Source organism: Peptoniphilus stercorisuis (assembly GCF_017874395.1).
Taxonomy (GTDB): domain Bacteria; phylum Bacillota; class Clostridia; order Tissierellales; family Peptoniphilaceae; genus Anaerosphaera; species Anaerosphaera stercorisuis.
Genome location: NZ_JAGGLJ010000002.1, coordinates 52178 through 71129 on the forward strand (window position 1 = coordinate 52178; position 18952 = coordinate 71129).

Below are 18952 nucleotides of genomic sequence, written 5' to 3' on the forward strand. Positions count from 1 at the left end.
AATGGGTGCAGTGCTTTTAGAATCAATTAGAACAGGGCTAATATTTTCAATACTAGCAATAGGTGTTGTATTTACATTTAAGATATTAGACATTGCAGATCTTTCAGTAGAAGGAACATTCCCATTAGGAGCTTTTATACTAGCAAGAGTTATAACAAATGGAATGGATCCAGTACTTGCATTAGTATTTAGTTTCGGTGCAGGACTTATTGGTGGATTTATAACATTTGTTTTATACAAAAAATTAAAGATACAACCAATACTTTCAGGAATACTGACAATGACAATATTATATTCTGTGAATTTAAGAATAACAGGTAAAAGTAATGTTACATTATTTGATTATGAAACAATTTTTACTAAATTTAGCAATATACCAAGTGTAGTTCTTCTTTTAATAATAGTTTTAATAGTAAAATTATTAGTAGATACATTATTAAAAACTGAAAGAGGATATTTATTAGTAGTAACAGGTGATAATGAAAAATTAGTAAAATCTCTTGGGAAAAATCCAGATTTATACACTATGGTTGGACTTATGTTATCAAATGGACTTGTATCTTTAAGTGGTGGTTTAATGGCTCAGCATCAAGGATTTGTTGATGCAGGAATGGGTGCAACAATGATAGTAACAGCACTGGCATCTATTATTATTGGAGATACATTTTTAAAAAATAATAAAAAACTAAAACTTACAACAAGAGCAATAATAGGAGCTATTGCCTATAGAATTATATATGGAATAGCAATAGACAAAGGTCTAAATCCAAATGATTTAAAAGCTATAACAGCAATTATTGTAATAATATTTATTATGTATAATAATGCATCAGCACTTGGAATGAGTAAGTTAAAAAAAAGAAGTGAAAATGGAAAAAAGTTTGAGAGAGGGGTAGTTCAAAGTGTTAAAAATTAATAATTTATCTAAGACATTTTATCCAGGTACACCAGAGGAACAGAGTGTTTTTAATAATTTTTCTTTAGAAATTGAAGAAAATGCTTGTACTACTATCCTTGGACCAAATGGATGTGGAAAATCTACATTATTTAATATGATAAGTGGAAGTATTAAAAATGATAATGGAACAATTGAATTAAATGGAAAAAATATTGAAAACTTATCAGAAGACAAAAGAGCATTATATATTGGAAAGGTAAATCAAGATCCTTCAATGGGAGTATCACCTAGTTTAAATATATTAGAAAATATGTCCCTAGCTGTTAAAAAGGGTGAGAAGTTTACATTTAAAAAACTAATAAAAAAAGAAAATTTAGATAGAATTATTAAATCATTAAAAGAGCTTGATTTAGGACTTGAAGATAAACTTACAACTCAAGTTAAATTTTTATCTGGTGGACAAAGACAGTCCCTTTCACTATTAATGGCAACTGTAAAAAGACCAGATTTACTTTTACTTGATGAACATACAGCAGCCCTTGATCCAAAAACATCAAAGCTTATAATGGATAAGACAAATGATTTAATAAAAAGAGAAAAAATTACAACACTTATGATAACTCACAATTTAAAACATGCTATTGAGTATTCAGATAGAATAATTATGTTAAATAGAGGAGAAGTTGTATTAGATATCTTATCAAGTGATGTAAATGAAGAAGAACTTACAAAAATATATAATGAAAAAATTCAAGAGACAATGTATATGTAAGAAAAAGGCCCCTATTATTAGAGGCCTTTTTTTAATTAAAGATAAGTTCCGTATAAGCAGTAATTACTTCATCATAAGAAGAATTCATAGTATTTTTTATTTCTTCAATAAGTTTATTTCCCTCATCATCTACTTTAGTTTTATCTCTATTTTTAAAAGCATATTCTTCTGATTTAAATCCAAGTTCAGATGCTTTACTATTAAGCTCATTAGTTTTAGAAATATAATTATTAAGTAAATCTTGATTTACATCTGTAAGATCTACATTTTTAAGAATAGAATAATCAATATCACCATCAACTAAAGGATAAATACTTGCAGATATTGCTCCAAAGGATCCAGGAGAATGGGGGAATTCTTTATTATTCTTATTAAGACCTAGAAGTGTTTTATTATCAAGAGTATTTACAGAGCTAATAAAATTATCGTATTGTCTTTGGTAAGTACTTAAAATTGCCCTATATTTAATATTATTATCTAAATTGCTATTTTCAATATCTGTAATTAAATATATTTTATTGTTTTCTTCATCAAAATAATATTGATATAATTCTAAATAGTCAATTGGAATATATGCTATATCATCCATTATTTTTGTAGTGTCTTTTTTATATATAGAAGATGCATCTCTTATATAAGTTGCATAATAAATATGACTTGTAGGATAAAAAATTTCAATACATTGCATATCATCAAAATAAAGATTTTTATCTAAGTATTTTATTTCGATTTTAGGTATTGTTTCTTCCCCAATAACTTCTGTAGAAATAACAAGTTCAGTATTTAATTTTTCTGCAAGGTCATTATATGGAAGTAAAAAATTGTCCTTTGTAACTAAAATGGGATTTTTAGTTTCAAATTCTTCATTATCTATAAAAAGTTTTGGAATATTTTCCTCAACTTCTTCTACATCTTCAACTTTAGTGTTATTTGTAGTATTTGCAGTATTTGCTTCTTTTTCATCTTTATTACAAGCAAATAGCGATAAAGAGAGTAGAAGAACTAGAGATAAACTAAGTGTTTTTTTAAAATTCATATTGTGCCTCCTAAATTCTTATTTTGACTAAAGTATATCATATTAAAGTAATAAACTCATTAATAAGACTTAACATTTATATTAAATAAATTTAATTATCTTGTGATAAGATATTTTAAGGAGGAAATATGGAAAATAAAAATCTTATAGTAATTTCATTTGATGGACTTTCTTCTTTAGACTTTGAATATATAAGTAATCTTCCAAACTTTAGAGAGTTTTTAAAAAATTCAAGTTTTTGTAAAAATGTAAATACGATATATCCTTCTTTGACATATCCAGCACATGCAAGTATTGTAACTGGAAAATATCCTAAAAATCACAAAGTAATAAATAATACTATATTAGATATAAATAGAAAAAATCCAGACTGGTATTGGTATAGTAAATATATTAAAGGTGATAGTTTATTTACACTTGCAGACAAAAAAGGGTTTAAAGTGGCATCTATTCTTTGGCCAGTTACAGCAGGAGCTAAAATTAAATATAATATGCCAGAGATTTTCTCAAATAGAAAATGGACAAATCAAGCTATAGTATCAGGACTAAATGGATCTTTAATCTATCAACTAGATTTAGAAAGAAAATTTTCTCATTTAAGAGATGGAATTAAAGAGCCTAATTTAGGTGATTTTGTAGAAAAGTCAATTATTTATACATTAAAAAAATATAAGCCGGATTTTCTATTTGCTCATATAATTGATCTTGATACAAATAGACATAAATATGGATTTAATTCAGAAGAAGCAAAAAATGCTCTTAAAAGACATGATGAAAAACTTGGAAATATAATGAAGGTATTAAAAAATTTGGACTTTTATAAAAATTCTAGAATAGTTTTATTAGGAGATCATAGCTCAATAGATGTAGATAAAGTTATATTTTTAAATAGTATATTTTATAAAAATGGATATATAAATATTCAAAAGAAAAAAATAAAAGATTATAAAGTTATAGCTAAAAGCTGTGATGGTTCAAGTTATATTTATATAAAAGATAAAAGTATAAAAAAAGAAATTGAAAAAATCTTAAAGAATTTAGAATTAGATGAAAGTTCTGGAATTGAAAAAGTTTTTGATAATAATAATATTAAAAGTCTTGGAGCAGATAGTGAGGCAGATTTTATAATAGAGGCAAAGTGTGGATATTATTTTTTAGATGATATAAGAAATTACTCAATATTAGATCTTAATACTTTAGATGAAGATGAAAGAAAATTATATCTTAAAAATTGCCATGGCTATTTGCCAAGTAAGAAAGATTATAAAACTGTATTTATGATTTCAGGAGATAATATAAGAAAAAATCATATTATTGAGAATATGGATTTAATAGATATAGCACCTACTATATCTCATCTATTTAATTTAGGGCTTAGTGAATATGATGGAGAAGTAAAAAATGAAATTATAAAATAAAAAGCCCTATTTGTATATAAATAGGGCTTTTAGTCTAAAATTTAAAAATTTGTCAATAATTTATAGCTTTTAGTTGTTTCTTTAAATAAAAAATTAATTTCTTTTAGATCTTCTTCAATAGATTTAGATGGAAAATCATTTAATTTATATTCTATTTTATTTAAATAATTTTTGTAATTATCTAAATTTTCATTTAAACTTTTGCTATAGTTTTCATCAAGTTTTAGAAGTTTAAAATATTCTTTTGCTTTTTCTAGTGGAATATTATCTTCATAAATCATAGAAGAAGTTTTATTATATCCATTTATAATAGTAGTAAAGGGCTCTATAAAAGCTTCATCTGAATTATAAAAATCTCTATCACTTGCATAGGTTTCATTTAAACCAATAATAGTTTTATCAAGTATATGTTGAGTTTTTTCAAGTTCAATTTTAAATTTAATATCATCATTAAGTGAAGTGTTATCTAAATCTGTATAAATATTTATTATATTTTCATCTTTATTTGCATATATATTAAAATCATAATTAAAATAATATCCAATTTCAGGCAAAAGATCTATTGGTATATAGATTTTATTTTTTTCTTTTAAAGTTTTGTTTTTTGAATAAATACTTATAGGTGATGAGTTAATAGTTGAAATATTTGAGTTTACATCAAGAACTAAGGCTTTTTCCAAAAATGTGTCTAAATTATCTAAAGAATTATTACTTATATATAAAGTTGGACTAGTATATCCATCGTCTTCTATATAGGTATTAATATTAAAATTTTCAAAGAAGCTTTTTGATTCTACATATATTGAGTTATCGTGAATTAAAATATTCTCTTCATTATTAAATAGATTTTCATTTATATAAATATTTGGCTTTTTAGTTATTCTACGAGCAGAGAAGTTAGATAAAAGTGTAACTTCTTTTTTATTATTTGAGATTAAGTCTATTCTATTTAAATTTTCATTAATAGTTAAATCTGCCTTTGGACTTTTTGTTCCAGAGCAAGATGTTAATATAAATAAAATAAAAATAAGAGAAGTAATTTTAATTGTTTTTTTACTTTTAAGTAACATTAAAATCCCCTTTCTTTTTTTGTAATTCTAACTACTAATGATATACCACTTAATAGGAAAATTAAACTATTTTTAAAGAAAAGTTACAATAAAATATAAGCTCTAAATTTGACAACGATGCCATTTATAGATATACTAAAGTAAATAGGTTGTGTGCAATTAAATTTTATACAATAAAATGAGGTTAATATGATTAATGATGATACTTTAAAATTAGAAAATCAACTTTGTTTTCCAATGTATGCAGTTTCAAAGGAGATAGTAAGAAGATATAAGCCTCTTCTAGAGCCTCTGGGAATTACATATACACAATATCTTACTTTGCTTGTATTATGGGAACATGTTGAAATTAGTGTAAAAAAATTAGGAGAATATTTATATCTAGATTCTGGCACTCTTACTCCTTTATTAAAAAGAATGGAAAATCAAAGACTTTTAGAAAGAACAAGAAGTAAAAAAGATGAAAGAATTGTCCTGGTAAAACTTACTAAAAAAGGGATAGATTTAAAAGAAAAAGCTATACATATACCTAATATAGCCGTTGATAATTTAAACTTATCAAAAGAACAATTAAGTGTTTTGTATAATTTGTTGTATAAAATACTAGATGGTTTTTCTGATGGAAATCTTAAAAATAGGAGGAAAAATGTCAATATATAAATTTAATGTAAAAAATAGTACTGGTGAAAAAGTGTCTTTAAGTCAATATAAGGGTAAAGTATTATTAATAGTAAATACTGCAAGTAAATGTGGATTTGCTCCTCAACTTAAAGATTTAGAAGATCTTTATGATAATTATAAGGATAGGGGATTTGTAGTTTTAGCTTTTCCAAGTAATCAATTTGGAGCTCAAGAACCAGGTAATATGAAAGATATATTAAAAGATTATAGAGATGATTTTGGAGTGGAATTTCCTATAATGCAAAAAATCGATGTAAAAGGGCCACATGAAGATTCATTATTTGTATATTTAAAAGAAGAACAACAGGGACTTTTTGGAGAAGAAATAAAATGGAATTTTACAAAATTTTTAGTAGATAGAGAAGGAAATCCAATAAAAAGATATTCATCAAATACAAATCCTAAAAAAATAAAAAAAGATATAGAGGCTATTTTATAGTAAAAGGAGAATAATATGAACATAGCATTAAGATACTATTCAAGGTCTGGTAATACTAAAAAAGTTGCTGATATAATTTCAGAAGAAATAGCAATAAGACCATATACTATTGAAACACCTATTGATGAAAATATAGATAAATTATTTATAGGTGGTGCAATTTATGCAGGTAATTTTTCAAAAAAATTAAGAAATTATATTGATACAATTCCTAGTGATTTAGTGAAGAAAGTTTATATATTCTCAACAAGTGGATTTAATAAAAATTCAAATTATAAAATGAAAGAAGAATTTATGAAAAAAGGAATTGAAGTATCGGAGATAGATTTTTTTTGCAAGGGAAGAAAAGTAAATGAGAAAGAAGAAATTAATCAAATGAAAGAATTTGCAAAAAAGGCAATGGAAGAATAAGAGAAAAACTATGAATATAGATGAAAGACTGAAAATTAAAATTGAAAAAAAGTTAAAAAAGGGAAGTAGAATTTCTTGGATTATTGTTGCAGCAATTGTAGGAATTTTAGTAAATACTCTTCTTGCAATAGTTAAAGTTTTAATAGGATTATTTTCAAATTCTATAGCTATAACATCTGATGCTATAAATAATTTATCAGATGCTCTTTCATCAATAGTTACAATAGTAGGAATAATTTTTGCAAGCAAATCGGCTAATAAAAAACATCCCTATGGATATGGAAGAATAGAATATATTTCAAGTTTAATAATTTCTGTACTTCTTGTAATTGTTGGATGGGAGTTTTTTAAGACTTCAATTGATTTTATAAAGAATCCTAAAGAAATAAAATTTAATATATTCTCACTAATTGTTTTGTTATTTGCAATTGTTGGGAAAATATTTCTTGGAAGTTATAATAAAAAAATTGGAAAGAAAACAAACTCACCAGCACTAATGGCATCTTCTAAAGATTCTTATTCAGATGTTTTGATTTCTACAATGACAGTAATATCTACTTTAATATATATGATTTTTGATGTTTTAATAGATGGTTATGTTGGTATTTTTATATCATTATTTATTATTTTTTCAGGAATTAGTCTTATTGATGATACATTAAATTCAATAATTGGAAAAGAACCAGAGGAAAAAGTTGTAAATGAAATATATAAATTTGTAAAAAAATCTGAAAAAGTAGAAGGAGCTTATGATTTAATATTAAACAATTATGGTCCAGAAAGGTATATAGGCTCTATAAATGTTGCTTTCTTAGATACTATGAGTTTAAGTGAAGCTTCTTTAGAAATATTGAAACTTCAAAATAGTGTATTTAAAAAATTTGGAATTTATTTAGTATTTGGAATTTATTCAAAAAATACGCAAAATGAAAATGTATCAAGAGATGAGAAAAAAATAAGAGAAATTATCTCTAAGTATAATGGAATTGAAAGTATGCATGCTTTTTATATATTATATGAAGAAAAATTAATAAGAATTGATATTGTAGTTGATTTTAATGTTAAAAATGTTAATGAATTGGTTAAAAATATAAGAAGAGATATCTCAAAAATTTACATTGATTATGAGATTATTTTAAATATTGATCATAATTATGTATAGTTTTAGTTGGAGGTAGTAAATATGTATGATTTAGGAGAAAAATCAAGATATATCACTAGCATAAATCAAATTACAAAAAGAAAAAATGGGGAAGTTGTGAAAAAAGTTAAAACTGAAATAGTGCAAAAGACAAAGGGAAGTATTATGGCTATTTCAAAAAAAGAGTCTGCAATAATTAAATTTGAAAAATAAAAATAGTCCTCATATGAGGACTATTTTTTTAGATGCTTTATGTGCGTGTTAATTCTTTATTATTATTAGCATCTATTTCAAAATTCGAACAAGGATAAGAATATACGACACATAATTATGAATAATCCCCGTGACTTTATTAACGAAAACATTATACTATAATTATTTTCTAAAGTCTATTGTATTGTACAAAATAAAATTCTTTATTTAATTATTATTCATTAATTTTAAGTTCTAAAACATCAGGTCTTGCATAATGCCCACAAACATCAAACTCCATACGGCTCATAGGAACTTTGTCCATATTAAGATCTGCATATAAAATAGCCTCTTTATCCCATACAGGTTCTACTTCATAATGTCCATAAGGATCAACTATGGAACTTCCACCTCTGCAAACAATATCATCTAATTTATTGATATCTTCTATATCATAAAGATTATCAGGATACATATCTTTAGTGAAGAATAAATTACTATTTATAAAATAACAATGTCCTTCAATTGCAATATGTTTTATAGTAGATTGCCATTCTTCGTTATCATTTGTATTTGGAGCAAGATAGATTGTAATTCCTTTTTCATAAAGTGCAACTCTTGCAAGTGGCATATAACTTTCCCAACATATTAAACTTCCAGTATTGCCCCAAGGAGTATTTACAACTGGGAAGTAGTGTTTATTTGCATCTCCCCAAACAACTCTTTCAGAACCAGTAGGTTTTAATTTTCTATGTACAGATATAAGTTCACCATCAGGTGAGAAGATTAAATTTGAATTATATAATGTAGCAGTATCTATATCTCTTTCTGAAACACCAATACTAATATAACAATTAGCTTCTTTTGCAGCTTTTGCTAATTCTTCAGTTTCTTTGCCAGGAACGATTATAGAATTGTCATAGTACATTTTCCAGTTTTTTCTTCCATTTTCTCCACGACTTCCAACAGTAAAACCAAAAGTCATACCATAGGGATATCCTGGTATAAATAATTCTGGAAAAACAATAAAATCTACTTTTTTTTCAGATGCTTCTTTAACAAGTTTAATTGCTTTTTGAACACAAGCGTCTTTATTAAACATAATTGGCGCAGCTTGAACAACTGCCATTTTACATGTATTTTTTAAATCTTTCATAATGCCTCCTAAATTATTTAATTTAACTAAATTATACTATAAATAATATATTAATGAAATGAAGAGAGATTATATAGATAAAAATTTGGTATTAATAAAAAAAGGATGTGATAAATTGTTAATATTAGAAGGAAAATATAATAGTGCTAAGGTATTTACAAAAAATATAGACGAAAATGCCAAAAATCAAATAATAGAACTTTTAGATCAAAGATTTGTAGAAGATGCAAAAATTAGAATAATGCCAGATGTTCATGCAGGAAAAGGTTCAGTAATTGGATTTACTGCAAATTTAGGAGATAAAATTATTCCAAATATTGTAGGTGTAGATATTGGATGTGGGATTTTATGTGTAAAACTTGACAATTTAAAAATAACAAGAGATTTGTTAAAGGAACTTGATGATTTAATAAAATATGAAAAACTAATTCCATCAGGATTTAATATTAGAAAATCTCCTTTATATACTGAAGAAGAATTAAATCTTGATAAATTATATTGTAAAGATAAATTAAAAAATTTAAATAGAATATTAAACTCAGTATCTACATTAGGTGGTGGAAATCACTTTATAGAAATAGCAAAAGATTCAAATAATGATAAATATCTATTAATACACAGTGGAAGTAGAAATTTAGGAAAGCAAATTGCAGATTATTATCAAAAAGTTGCAATAAAAAATACTAGAGCAAAATATAATAGAAATCATTTAGAAGAACAAATTGAAAAGTTAAATCAAAAGGAACAGACTAAGGAAGTAAAATCAAAAATCAAAAGATATAAAAGAAAGATAAATGACAAAAAAATCCCAAGAGATTTATCTTATATTTCAGATATAGAAAGTAAAAAATACTTAAATGATATGAAAATAGCTCAGGAATATGCATCTTTAAATAGATATAATATGGCTAAAAAAATAGTAAAAGTATTATATAAAAAGGATATAATAGATGAATTAGAATATTTTGAAACAATTCATAATTATATAAATTTTGAAGATAATATAATTAGAAAAGGTGCAATATCTGCAAAAAAAGATGAGAAAGTAATAATCCCAATAAATATGCAGTATGGAAGTATTCTTGCAAAGGGTAAGGGGAATTCAGACTGGAATAATTCTGCACCTCATGGAGCAGGAAGAATAATGAGTAGAAATCAAGCTAGAAGAGAACTAAGCCTTGAGGAAATGAAAGATGCAATGGAGGGAATATTTTCTACATCAGTATCATCAAGAACATTAGATGAAAGTCCAGAAGCATATAGATCTGCAGAAGAAATAAAAAAACACTCAAAGGAAACAATAGAAATAATAGATATATTAAAACCAATTTATAATTTTAAATCCTAAGACAGTTGATTTTAGTTAAGATTAATTATAAAATTAACTTATTACAATTTTGGAGGATTAAAATGAATAATGGAGTATTTATAACTTTAGCAATTGCTGCAATTTTAATGTTTTTTGTAATAATATTTACAATACTAAAGGGAAAAGCAGCAAAATTAATAGGTAAATTTAATAATTTGCCAAGAGAAGAAAAAGAATTATATGATACAGATTTATTGTGTAAAGATACAAGAAATAGACTTCTTATATATATTGTGATAATGCTTGTTGGAGCAGTATTATCCTATTTTATATCTGGGAAAATGGCATATATTGCATTAATTGCCTTTATAGCATATTTATCAACAGATTTAAAAATAAATCCAAGAAAGTCTTTTGAAAAATATAAAATAAAAAAGAATAATTAAAAATAAATACTTTGATAAAAAATAGACGTAGATATTACATCTATTTTTGTTTAGTATGCTAACTATATGTGTATAATATTAATATAAAACAATGTATTTATCACAAATAAATAGTTAGTACGCTAAATAATTATGGCTTTTCTTAGAAATTTAAAGTATAATAGGAGATGGAAATATGAAAAAGAAATTATTGTTAGTCCTAGTTGTATTTTCTGCAGTTGCACTAAGTCCCTCTTACTTAAATTTTCAACAAGAGGAAGTATTTGCAAAAGAAGAATTTAAATTAGAAGAAGAATTTAAAGAAAATGAAGCTGTTGCCATAGGTTCCTTGGACAAAAAAATTGATAATTTAAATATTAATTTAAAAGATAATGAAAATTATGAATCTCTAAGAAACCTAAAAGATGAAAATGTTTATGTAGCATTATTAAATATTGAATCTTGGGATAAAAATAATAATATGAATGGAAATATTGTTATAAAATCAAGTGATAAATCCATTAAGAAATTAGAATATGAAATTGTAGTAGAAGATAGGTTTGGAAATGTTATTAGCACTTATAGTGATAAAATAACAAGACTAAATACAAATTCATTAAATCATAAATTTACTTTAAATACTGGAAAATTATCTGGTAAAGAGGTAGTAGTAAAAATTAAAAGTGCAAAAATAACAAATGATAAAGATAAAGTAGTAGAATTATTTCAAGTAAAGCCCGTAACTCTAGTAAGAGACGAGATAAATTTAAATAGCAAATATAACAACTAATAAGAAGGTATGGAGAAATCCATACTTTTTTATTGAAAACTTTTACAATATAGTTTATAATATTAATTGAGTAAAGCGATGCAACGCTTTAAATACTTAACTAATAGGAAAGCATATATATGCTATAAATTAATACATTATTAATTCCTATAGATCTCCTAAACGAAAAAGTACTTTTGTACTTTTTCGTTTTTTATTTATAATATATATAGGAGGGATTAAGTTGAAAAATATAGTTATAGAAAATAGTGAAAAATATTTAAAAGAATCCTTTAAAAATATAAGAATAAGTAATATAGAAAGAATTACGCTAGATGAAACTCAAGAAAAAGATGATTATTATATTATAAAATATGCAGGAGATGATAATATTTTAAAAGAATCTTTTATAAATATTGAAGAAGTATTAATAGGTGATTCTTTTATAAAATTTAAAAATAATATAGTTGAAGAGGAAATAAGAGAAATAATAGATATATTAAATGTTAAAATAGATGATTTTAATATTTATGCAAAGGACAGAAAACCAATTTCATTTTTTTAAATAAAAAAGACTAATAATCTATTATTTATTAGTCTTTTTATTTAATTGTGCAAATATATCGAACTAAATTAAATATTGATATTTTCATTAAAAAAAGACTATCTTCCTATATAGAAAGATAGTCTTTAATATGGTGCCGAAGGCGGGACTTGAACCCGCACGGTGTTGCCACCGCCAGATTTTGAGTCTGGTACGTCTGCCAGTTCCATCACTTCGGCTAATATTAATAATTTATCACTTTTAGAGCTATAAATCAAGAATTTTTTAGTTTAATTATATTAATTAATAGATTTACAAAATAAGAATATTAATATAATATATTATTAGGTATTGTAAACTAATTATATTATGGAGATAAAATTGAATAAAAAGTTAAAGAGATTTTTAAATATAATTTTAAATTTAATACTATTAATATTAGCTGCTTTTTTAATATATTTTATATATCTTCAGTTAAATAGTATTAAGTTAAATGAATATAAAAATTATGAATTTATTATAATAGATGGAGTGAGATTTTTTAGTAAATCTTTTGTATTTTTAGAATTAATTAAAAACACTATAAAATCAATTAATTATGAAAAAAATTATAATTATTTAGAAAATGTTTTAATGTCAGCTATGATTCTTTGTATATTAAATATAGTATTCAAATCAAATTTAAGTATTATAAAGTATGCTTATATTAAAAGCAGTGTGTTTTATTTTATGGTGAGTGTAGTTTTATTTATACTTTTAAGAAAAAGAAATAATGAATAGTAGTTTAAGGTATTTTTATTTTAATGATTTTAATGCTTATTAAATTCTATGTTATTTATATAGTTAATATATAAAGAGTAGTATATAATATATTCAGTGTAATATAGAAAAGAGAGGTAATAGTAATGGATAAAATCTATGAAAAATCTTATGAAAAATTAATAGATTATGTAAAGACTAAAATATTACAAAAAGAATATAGTGTAGGAGATAAACTTCCTTCAGAAAGAGAACTTGCTAAAATTTTAGAGATCAGTAGAAATTCTGTTCGTGAGGGAATAAGAATTCTTGAAAGAATGGGAGTAATATCTTGTCAACATGGATCTGGAAATTTTGTAACAGGACAATTTGATAAAACGCTAACAGAAGTATTGTCAATGATGTATGTTCTAAAGGGAATGAACATGGAGGAGATAACAGATTTTAGATTTGGTCTAGAATATGGAGCTGTAAATTTAGCTGTAAAAAATGTAAATGATGATCAAAAGGAAAGACTGATGATGCATTTGAAAAATATTGAAAATGCAGAAACTGAAGAAATCAGAGCTTTTAATGATAAGGAAATGCACTATTTATTAGCCGAAGCTAGTGAGAATATATACATTATTTCAACATTTAACGCATTAAATCAAATAATGGAAACTTATGTGCCTCAAATGAGAGAGAAAATTTTCATTGGAATGGAAACTGAGATTGAACTTGCAAAGGCGCATAGAAACTTAGTTGAGGGAGTAGTAGAAGGTAATTTAGAAAAAGCTTTAGAAGGTTTATTTAATCATTTTAAATACATAAGACTATATTTAGAAAAATAATAAAAAAATTTTTTTGGGATAAAATAGATTTTTTAAATAGAAAAACTTTTGCAAGATAGTGTTTATCATATTTTCATAGATAAACACTACTTTCTTATTTTATAGTGATATATTATGACAACGATTGACAAGTGTAAAAAGCTAGAGTATAATTGATTTTAGTAATAGGGTGTTAGAAAAAAACCTGATTTTATTCTAACTAAAGGTAGGACCAAATTTAAAAAATTTAAAATAATAGTTCGACTTCGAATTATTTTATGTTATACTTTAAAAACAGGTACTACCACTAAGATTAATTTTATCAATATAGAATTTTAAATGATAATTAAAATAGAATTAATAAAAAATTTTATTTTATAGTAATAAATGAAAAGTTAAATTCTTCAAGGTTTTATTTCATTATTACTAAAATGTATTTTCTAATTTCATTAAATTATATTTTATTGAAAAGAATATATACTTAATTATCTATAATGATTTCTATTAATTAAATTTAATTAATAATTTTTAACAAAATTAATAAATGTGAATGTAGGATTATATTTATATTTTAGGAGGAAAGAAATGAAAGAATACAATAAGGTAAGTCCTGAACTTATTGAAAAATTTAAAAGTATTGTTCCAGGTAAAGTTTATGCTGGAGAAGAAATAAATACTGACTATACTCATGACGAAATGCCTATTTATGGTAAGGGAATGCCAGATGTAGTTATAGAAGCTACTAATACAGAAGATATTTCTGAAATAGTTAAACTTTGCTATGATGAAAATATTCCTGTAATCCCTAGAGGAGCTGGTACTGGTCTTGCTGGAGCAGCAGTAGCTATTGAAGGTGGAGTTATGATCGATATGACTAAGATGAATAAAATCTTAGGATATGATGAGAAAAACTTCGTTGTTCATGTAGAACCAGGTGTTTTACTAAACGATTTAGCTGAAGACGCTCTTTCAAGAGGATTAATGTATCCACCAGATCCAGGTGAAAGATATGCTACAATTGGTGGTAATATTGCTACTAATGCAGGTGGTATGAGAGCTGTTAAATACGGTACTACAAGAGATTATGTTCGTTCTCTAAAAATGGTACTACCAACAGGAGAAATCACTGAATTTGGAGCAACAGTATCAAAAACATCAAGTGGATATTCACTACTTAATTTAATCGTTGGTTCAGAAGGAACTTTAGGAATTATTACAGAAGCTACTTTAAAAGTAATTACAGCTCCTAAAGAAACTATTTCACTAATTATTCCTTATGAAAACCTTGATGAATGTATTGCAACTGTTCCACAATTCTTTATGAATCACTTACAACCGCAAGCTCTTGAATTTATGGAAAGAGAAATTGTTCTTGCATCTGAAAGATATATTGGAAAAAGTGTATTCCCACAAGAATTAGAAGGAATTACTATTGGAGCTTATCTTCTTGTTACTTTTGATGGAGATTCTATGGAAGAACTTGAAGAAATAATTGAAAGAGCAGCTGAAGTTGTTCTTGAAGCTGGAGCTATTGATGTTCTTATAGCAGATACTCCAAACAAGAAGAAAGAAGCTTGGGCAGCTAGAGGAGCATTCCTTGAAGCTATTGAAGCTGAAACTGAACTTCTTGATGAGTGTGATGTTGTAGTTCCAATTAGTGAAATTGCATCATATCTTGTATATGTAAATGAAGTTGCTGAAAGATTTGACTTTGCAGTTAAGAGTTTCGGACATGCTGGAGATGGAAATCTTCATATTTACACTTGCAGTAATGATATGGAAATGGATGAATTCAAAAAACAAGTTGCTGAATTCTTTGAAGACATATATGAAAAAGCTATTCAACTTGGTGGACAAATTTCTGGAGAACATGGAATTGGACATGGTAAGATGGGATTCCTAAAGAAATACTCTGGAGAAACTAATATGAGACTTATGAAGGGTATCAAAGAAGTATTTGATCCTAAGATGATTCTTAACCCTCATAAAATTGTAGATTAATAATATTTGTAAATATATAAATAAAATAAAATAAAATTGGTATAAAATTTAAGGAGGATATTATGGCTTATATAATTTCTGAAGAAGCAAAAGATTTAGTACAAGACGTTAAAAACTTCTGTGACAACGAAGTTAAGGAACAATGTAAAGAATACGATAGAAGTGGTGAATGGCCAAAAGAAATTTACGACAAGGCTATTGAACAAGGATATCAAGCATTAGAAGTTCCAGAAGAATACGGTGGACCAGGACTATCAAGAGTTGATGTTGCTGCATTAATCGAACAAATGGCTATTGCTGATGCTGGATTTGCTACAACTATTTCTGCTAGTGGACTTGGTATGAAACCAGTTCTTATTGCAGGAACTGAAGAACAAAAACAAAGAGTTTGTGACATTGTACTTGAAGGTGGATTTGGAGCATTTGGTTTAACTGAACCAGGAGCAGGATCTGATGCAGGTGCTGGTGTTACTAAAGCTGTTAGAGAAGGGGACGAATATGTTCTTAATGGTAGAAAATGTTTCATTACTAATGGAGCAATTGCTGATTTCTACTGTATTACAGCAATGACTGATAAATCTAAGGGAGTTAAGGGAATTTCAATGTTCTTAGTTGAAAAAGGAACTCCAGGACTTTCTGCAGGAAACGAAGAAGACAAATTAGGAATTAGAACTTCTAATACTACTGATGTTGTTCTTGAAGATGTTAGAATTCCAGCTGAAAACCTACTAGGTAATGAAGGTGACGGATTTAAAATTGCTATGCAAACTCTTGACCAAGCAAGAACTTGGATGGGATGTATCTCTGCAGGTATAGCTCAAAGAGGTATTGATGAAGCTCTTCAATATGGTAAAGAAAGAATCCAATTTGGAAAACCAATTATTAAAAACCAAGCTCTTCAATTTAAAATTGCTGATATGGTTATTAAAACAGAAACTGCAAGACAAATGGTTGCTCATGCATTAACTCTAATGGATATGGAAGTTCCATACTCAAAAGAATCTGCAATTGCAAAATGTTATGCATCTGATATAGCAATGGAAGTTGCATCAGAATCAATCCAAATGTTTGGTGGATATGGTTATAGTAGAGAATACCCAGTTGAAAAACTATTAAGAGATGCTAAAATCTTCCAAATCTTTGAAGGAACAAACGAAATTCAAAGAATTGTAATAGCTAACAACACTATTAGATAAGTAGTAATAATTAAGGAGTATTAAGATGGAAATATTAGTATGTATTAAAGAAGTGCCTGATGATTCAGTTCAAATAAAACTAAATGTAGAGACACAACAACCAGACTTAAAAGATATAACACCGGTTGTAAATGCCTTTGATACTTATGCTTTAGAAATGGCTACACGCCTTAAAGAAGAAGTAGAAGGAAATGTTACAGTAGTATCAATTGGTTCTGAGGAAGTTAAAAATTCTCTTAAAAACTGTCTTGCAGTTGGAGCTGATGAAGCATATTTAGTTAAAGAAGATAATGTAGAACAATATGATTCATTAAAAATTGCTAAAAAACTTGCTGAAGCTGTTAAAAATATAGAAGAAGCTCGTGGAAAGAAATTTGATGCTATATTCTGTGGTAAAGAAACTACAGATCATGCAACAAGTCAAGTTCCTGTAATGCTTGCAGATGAATTAGGTCTTGGAGTTATGAGCAATATCATAGATATTAAAAAACTTGAAGATTCTATTGAAGCAAAACAAGAATTAGACGAAGGATATCGTGTATATGAAGGAAAACTTCCAGTAGTTATTTCTGTAAATAAACCAAACTACGATCCACGTTACCCAACTATTAAAAGTAAAATGCAAGCTAGAAAAAAACCTATTGAAGAACTTGCTGTTGAATTTAATAGTGATGATTTAATTAAAGTAGTTAAAATTTACGAACCAGCTAAAAGAGCTGCAGGAGTAAAAATTAACGAAGAAGCTGTTGAAGATACTGTTGCTAAAGCAATGGAAATAATGGCAGAAGCAAAAATATTTTAGGAGGTTTTCAAGATGAGTTTTACTAATGGAAAAGATATAATGGTCTTTGTGGAAACCAACGAAAATGAACCAGTAAAAGCAGCTTTAGAAGTTATTGCTAAGGCAAGTGAACTAGCAAAAGCAGAAAGTGTAAATTTAGTTGGATTACTATTAGGATCAAATACTGATGAAGCAGCAAAAATTTGTGCAGCATCTGGTGTAAATAAAATCGTAATTGTAGAAGAAGATAGTGAAAATGTAGAAGTAATTGGTAATATTGTAGCTGAAATGGCTAAAAAATATGATCCATCACTTTTATTAATGGGATCAACTCTTGCTGGTAAAGATATAGCAGCAGAAGTTGCTAAAAAATGTGAAACTGCATGTGTTACAGATGTTATAAACATTGCTGAAGGTGAAGAAGGACTAACATTTACAGCACCTGTTTATGGTGGAACACTTTTAAATGATGTAGTTATTACAAATGATTCACTAAAAATGGCATCAGTTAGACCTGGATCATTTAAGAAAAATGAACTAGATGAGTCTTTAAGTGCTGAAATAGTTAAAGAAGAAGTAGAAGAAATAAAAGATCTAAAAACTATAATTAAAGAAACTATTGCAGAAGTAGGAGAATCAGTAAACCTTGAAGAAGCTGAAATAGTTGTAGTTGGAGGACGTGGAATGGGATCAAAGGAAAACTTTGAACTTATTCATGAACTTGCAAAAGTATGTGGCGGTGTAGTTGGTGGAACAAGACCAGTAACAGAAGAAGACTGGATTTCTCGTTCACAACAAGTTGGTCAATCAGGTAAAATAATTACACCAAAACTTTATATAGGAGCAGGAGTAAGTGGAGCTATACAACATTTATCTGGTATATCAGGTTCAGATTATATTGTAGCAATCAATAAAGATGAAGATGCTCCAATCTTTGAAATCGCTGATGTAGGAATTGTAGGAGATGCAATGAAAGTGCTTCCTCTTATGATTGAAGCGATTAAAAAAATCAAAGAAGAAAACTAATTAAATAACAAAAGTACGCAAATCCATTTAAAATCTAATTAAAATAATAAAAATTAATTTATTTAGACATTTAGATAATTAACAAACATACTAAAACAAAACAAACAAACTTTAAA

21 protein-coding genes and 1 tRNA gene are annotated in these 18952 nt (G+C 26.2%); 18 read left to right on the forward strand and 4 right to left on the reverse strand.

The window, feature by feature from the left end; genetic code table 11:
* Nucleotide 1: 1 nt before the first annotated feature.
* A complete protein-coding gene (locus J2Z71_RS01150) occupies nucleotides 2-916 on the forward strand; it encodes an ABC transporter permease (protein WP_210060018.1) in 915 nt (304 codons plus the stop codon).
* Nucleotides 903-1670 (forward strand): ABC transporter ATP-binding protein, encoded by a 768-nt coding sequence (locus tag J2Z71_RS01155; protein ID WP_210060019.1) that lies wholly within the window; start codon nucleotides 903-905, stop codon nucleotides 1668-1670. The genes J2Z71_RS01150 and J2Z71_RS01155 overlap by 14 nt, the downstream gene beginning before the upstream one ends.
* A gap of 31 nt (nucleotides 1671-1701) precedes the next feature.
* Here the strand turns inward: J2Z71_RS01155 and J2Z71_RS01160 are convergent, their stop codons facing one another.
* Complete coding sequence (locus J2Z71_RS01160) at nucleotides 1702-2706, reverse strand: hypothetical protein (RefSeq protein WP_210060020.1); 1005 nt, start codon at nucleotides 2704-2706, stop codon at nucleotides 1702-1704.
* Nucleotides 2707-2834: 128 nt separating this feature from the next.
* Here J2Z71_RS01160 and J2Z71_RS01165 point away from each other — a divergent pair, with 128 nt between their 5' ends.
* Nucleotides 2835-4124, forward strand: coding sequence for an alkaline phosphatase family protein (locus J2Z71_RS01165; RefSeq protein ID WP_210060021.1), 1290 nt, complete (start codon nucleotides 2835-2837; stop codon nucleotides 4122-4124).
* 41 nt (nucleotides 4125-4165) lie between these two features.
* Here the strand turns inward: J2Z71_RS01165 and J2Z71_RS01170 are convergent, their stop codons facing one another.
* A complete protein-coding gene (locus J2Z71_RS01170) occupies nucleotides 4166-5194 on the reverse strand; it encodes a hypothetical protein (RefSeq protein WP_210060022.1) in 1029 nt (342 codons plus the stop codon).
* A 189-nt stretch (nucleotides 5195-5383) separates the two neighbouring features.
* Here J2Z71_RS01170 and J2Z71_RS01175 point away from each other — a divergent pair, with 189 nt between their 5' ends.
* From J2Z71_RS01175 to J2Z71_RS01195, 5 genes are read left to right on the forward strand one after another with little or no spacing between them, the layout of a single operon-like run.
* Nucleotides 5384-5854, forward strand: coding sequence for a MarR family winged helix-turn-helix transcriptional regulator (locus tag J2Z71_RS01175; RefSeq protein ID WP_210060023.1), 471 nt, complete (start codon nucleotides 5384-5386; stop codon nucleotides 5852-5854).
* Nucleotides 5841-6314, forward strand: coding sequence for a glutathione peroxidase (locus tag J2Z71_RS01180; RefSeq protein ID WP_210060024.1), 474 nt, complete (start codon nucleotides 5841-5843; stop codon nucleotides 6312-6314). Before J2Z71_RS01175 ends, J2Z71_RS01180 begins: the two co-directional genes overlap by 14 nt.
* A 15-nt stretch (nucleotides 6315-6329) precedes the next feature.
* The gene (locus J2Z71_RS01185) at nucleotides 6330-6725 is read left to right on the forward strand and encodes a flavodoxin family protein (protein ID WP_210060025.1); all 396 of its coding nucleotides are present in this window, start codon (nucleotides 6330-6332) and stop codon (nucleotides 6723-6725) included.
* 10 nt (nucleotides 6726-6735) lie between these two features.
* Complete coding sequence (locus J2Z71_RS01190) at nucleotides 6736-7887, forward strand: cation diffusion facilitator family transporter (protein WP_210060026.1); 1152 nt, start codon at nucleotides 6736-6738, stop codon at nucleotides 7885-7887.
* 21 nt (nucleotides 7888-7908) lie between these two features.
* Complete coding sequence (locus J2Z71_RS01195; RefSeq protein WP_210060027.1) at nucleotides 7909-8079, forward strand: hypothetical protein; 171 nt, start codon at nucleotides 7909-7911, stop codon at nucleotides 8077-8079.
* Nucleotides 8080-8293: 214 nt separating this feature from the next.
* Here the strand turns inward: J2Z71_RS01195 and J2Z71_RS01200 are convergent, their stop codons facing one another.
* Nucleotides 8294-9214 (reverse strand): carbon-nitrogen hydrolase family protein, encoded by a 921-nt coding sequence (locus J2Z71_RS01200; RefSeq protein WP_210060028.1) that lies wholly within the window; start codon nucleotides 9212-9214, stop codon nucleotides 8294-8296.
* Between the two features lie 115 nt (nucleotides 9215-9329).
* Between J2Z71_RS01200 and J2Z71_RS01205 the strand changes: the two genes are divergently transcribed.
* The 4 genes from J2Z71_RS01205 (at nucleotide 9330) to J2Z71_RS01220 (ending at nucleotide 12282) form a co-directional block, all read left to right on the forward strand.
* Nucleotides 9330-10562 (forward strand): RtcB family protein, encoded by a 1233-nt coding sequence (locus J2Z71_RS01205; RefSeq protein ID WP_210060029.1) that lies wholly within the window; start codon nucleotides 9330-9332, stop codon nucleotides 10560-10562.
* Nucleotides 10563-10624: 62 nt separating this feature from the next.
* Nucleotides 10625-10969, forward strand: coding sequence for a DUF3784 domain-containing protein (locus J2Z71_RS01210; RefSeq protein ID WP_210060030.1), 345 nt, complete (start codon nucleotides 10625-10627; stop codon nucleotides 10967-10969).
* Nucleotides 10970-11144: 175 nt separating this feature from the next.
* A complete protein-coding gene (locus J2Z71_RS01215) occupies nucleotides 11145-11738 on the forward strand; it encodes a hypothetical protein (protein WP_210060031.1) in 594 nt (197 codons plus the stop codon).
* Between the two features lie 223 nt (nucleotides 11739-11961).
* Entirely contained in the window at nucleotides 11962-12282 is a 321-nt protein-coding gene (locus J2Z71_RS01220) for a hypothetical protein (protein WP_210060032.1), read from the forward strand.
* 131 nt (nucleotides 12283-12413) lie between these two features.
* On the opposite strand, the gene J2Z71_RS01225 is transcribed toward J2Z71_RS01220, so the two are convergent.
* Nucleotides 12414-12500, reverse strand: a tRNA-Leu gene (locus tag J2Z71_RS01225).
* Nucleotides 12501-12642: 142 nt separating this feature from the next.
* On the opposite strand from J2Z71_RS01225, the gene J2Z71_RS01230 reads away from it, so the two are divergent.
* The 6 genes from J2Z71_RS01230 to J2Z71_RS01255 all read left to right on the forward strand — a co-directional run bounded on the left by J2Z71_RS01230 (nucleotide 12643) and on the right by J2Z71_RS01255 (nucleotide 18836).
* Nucleotides 12643-13041 (forward strand): hypothetical protein, encoded by a 399-nt coding sequence (locus tag J2Z71_RS01230; protein WP_210060033.1) that lies wholly within the window; start codon nucleotides 12643-12645, stop codon nucleotides 13039-13041.
* A gap of 125 nt (nucleotides 13042-13166) precedes the next feature.
* Nucleotides 13167-13853, forward strand: coding sequence for a FadR/GntR family transcriptional regulator (locus J2Z71_RS01235; RefSeq protein WP_210060034.1), 687 nt, complete (start codon nucleotides 13167-13169; stop codon nucleotides 13851-13853).
* Between the two features lie 564 nt (nucleotides 13854-14417).
* The gene (locus tag J2Z71_RS01240; protein ID WP_210060035.1) at nucleotides 14418-15833 is read left to right on the forward strand and encodes an FAD-binding oxidoreductase; all 1416 of its coding nucleotides are present in this window, start codon (nucleotides 14418-14420) and stop codon (nucleotides 15831-15833) included.
* Nucleotides 15834-15895: 62 nt separating this feature from the next.
* Nucleotides 15896-17029, forward strand: coding sequence for an acyl-CoA dehydrogenase family protein (locus tag J2Z71_RS01245; RefSeq protein ID WP_210060036.1), 1134 nt, complete (start codon nucleotides 15896-15898; stop codon nucleotides 17027-17029).
* Between the two features lie 25 nt (nucleotides 17030-17054).
* Complete coding sequence (locus J2Z71_RS01250) at nucleotides 17055-17831, forward strand: electron transfer flavoprotein subunit beta/FixA family protein (RefSeq protein WP_210060037.1); 777 nt, start codon at nucleotides 17055-17057, stop codon at nucleotides 17829-17831.
* A 12-nt stretch (nucleotides 17832-17843) separates the two neighbouring features.
* A complete protein-coding gene (locus J2Z71_RS01255; RefSeq protein WP_210060038.1) occupies nucleotides 17844-18836 on the forward strand; it encodes an electron transfer flavoprotein subunit alpha/FixB family protein in 993 nt (330 codons plus the stop codon).
* Nucleotides 18837-18952: the final 116 nt, after the last annotated feature.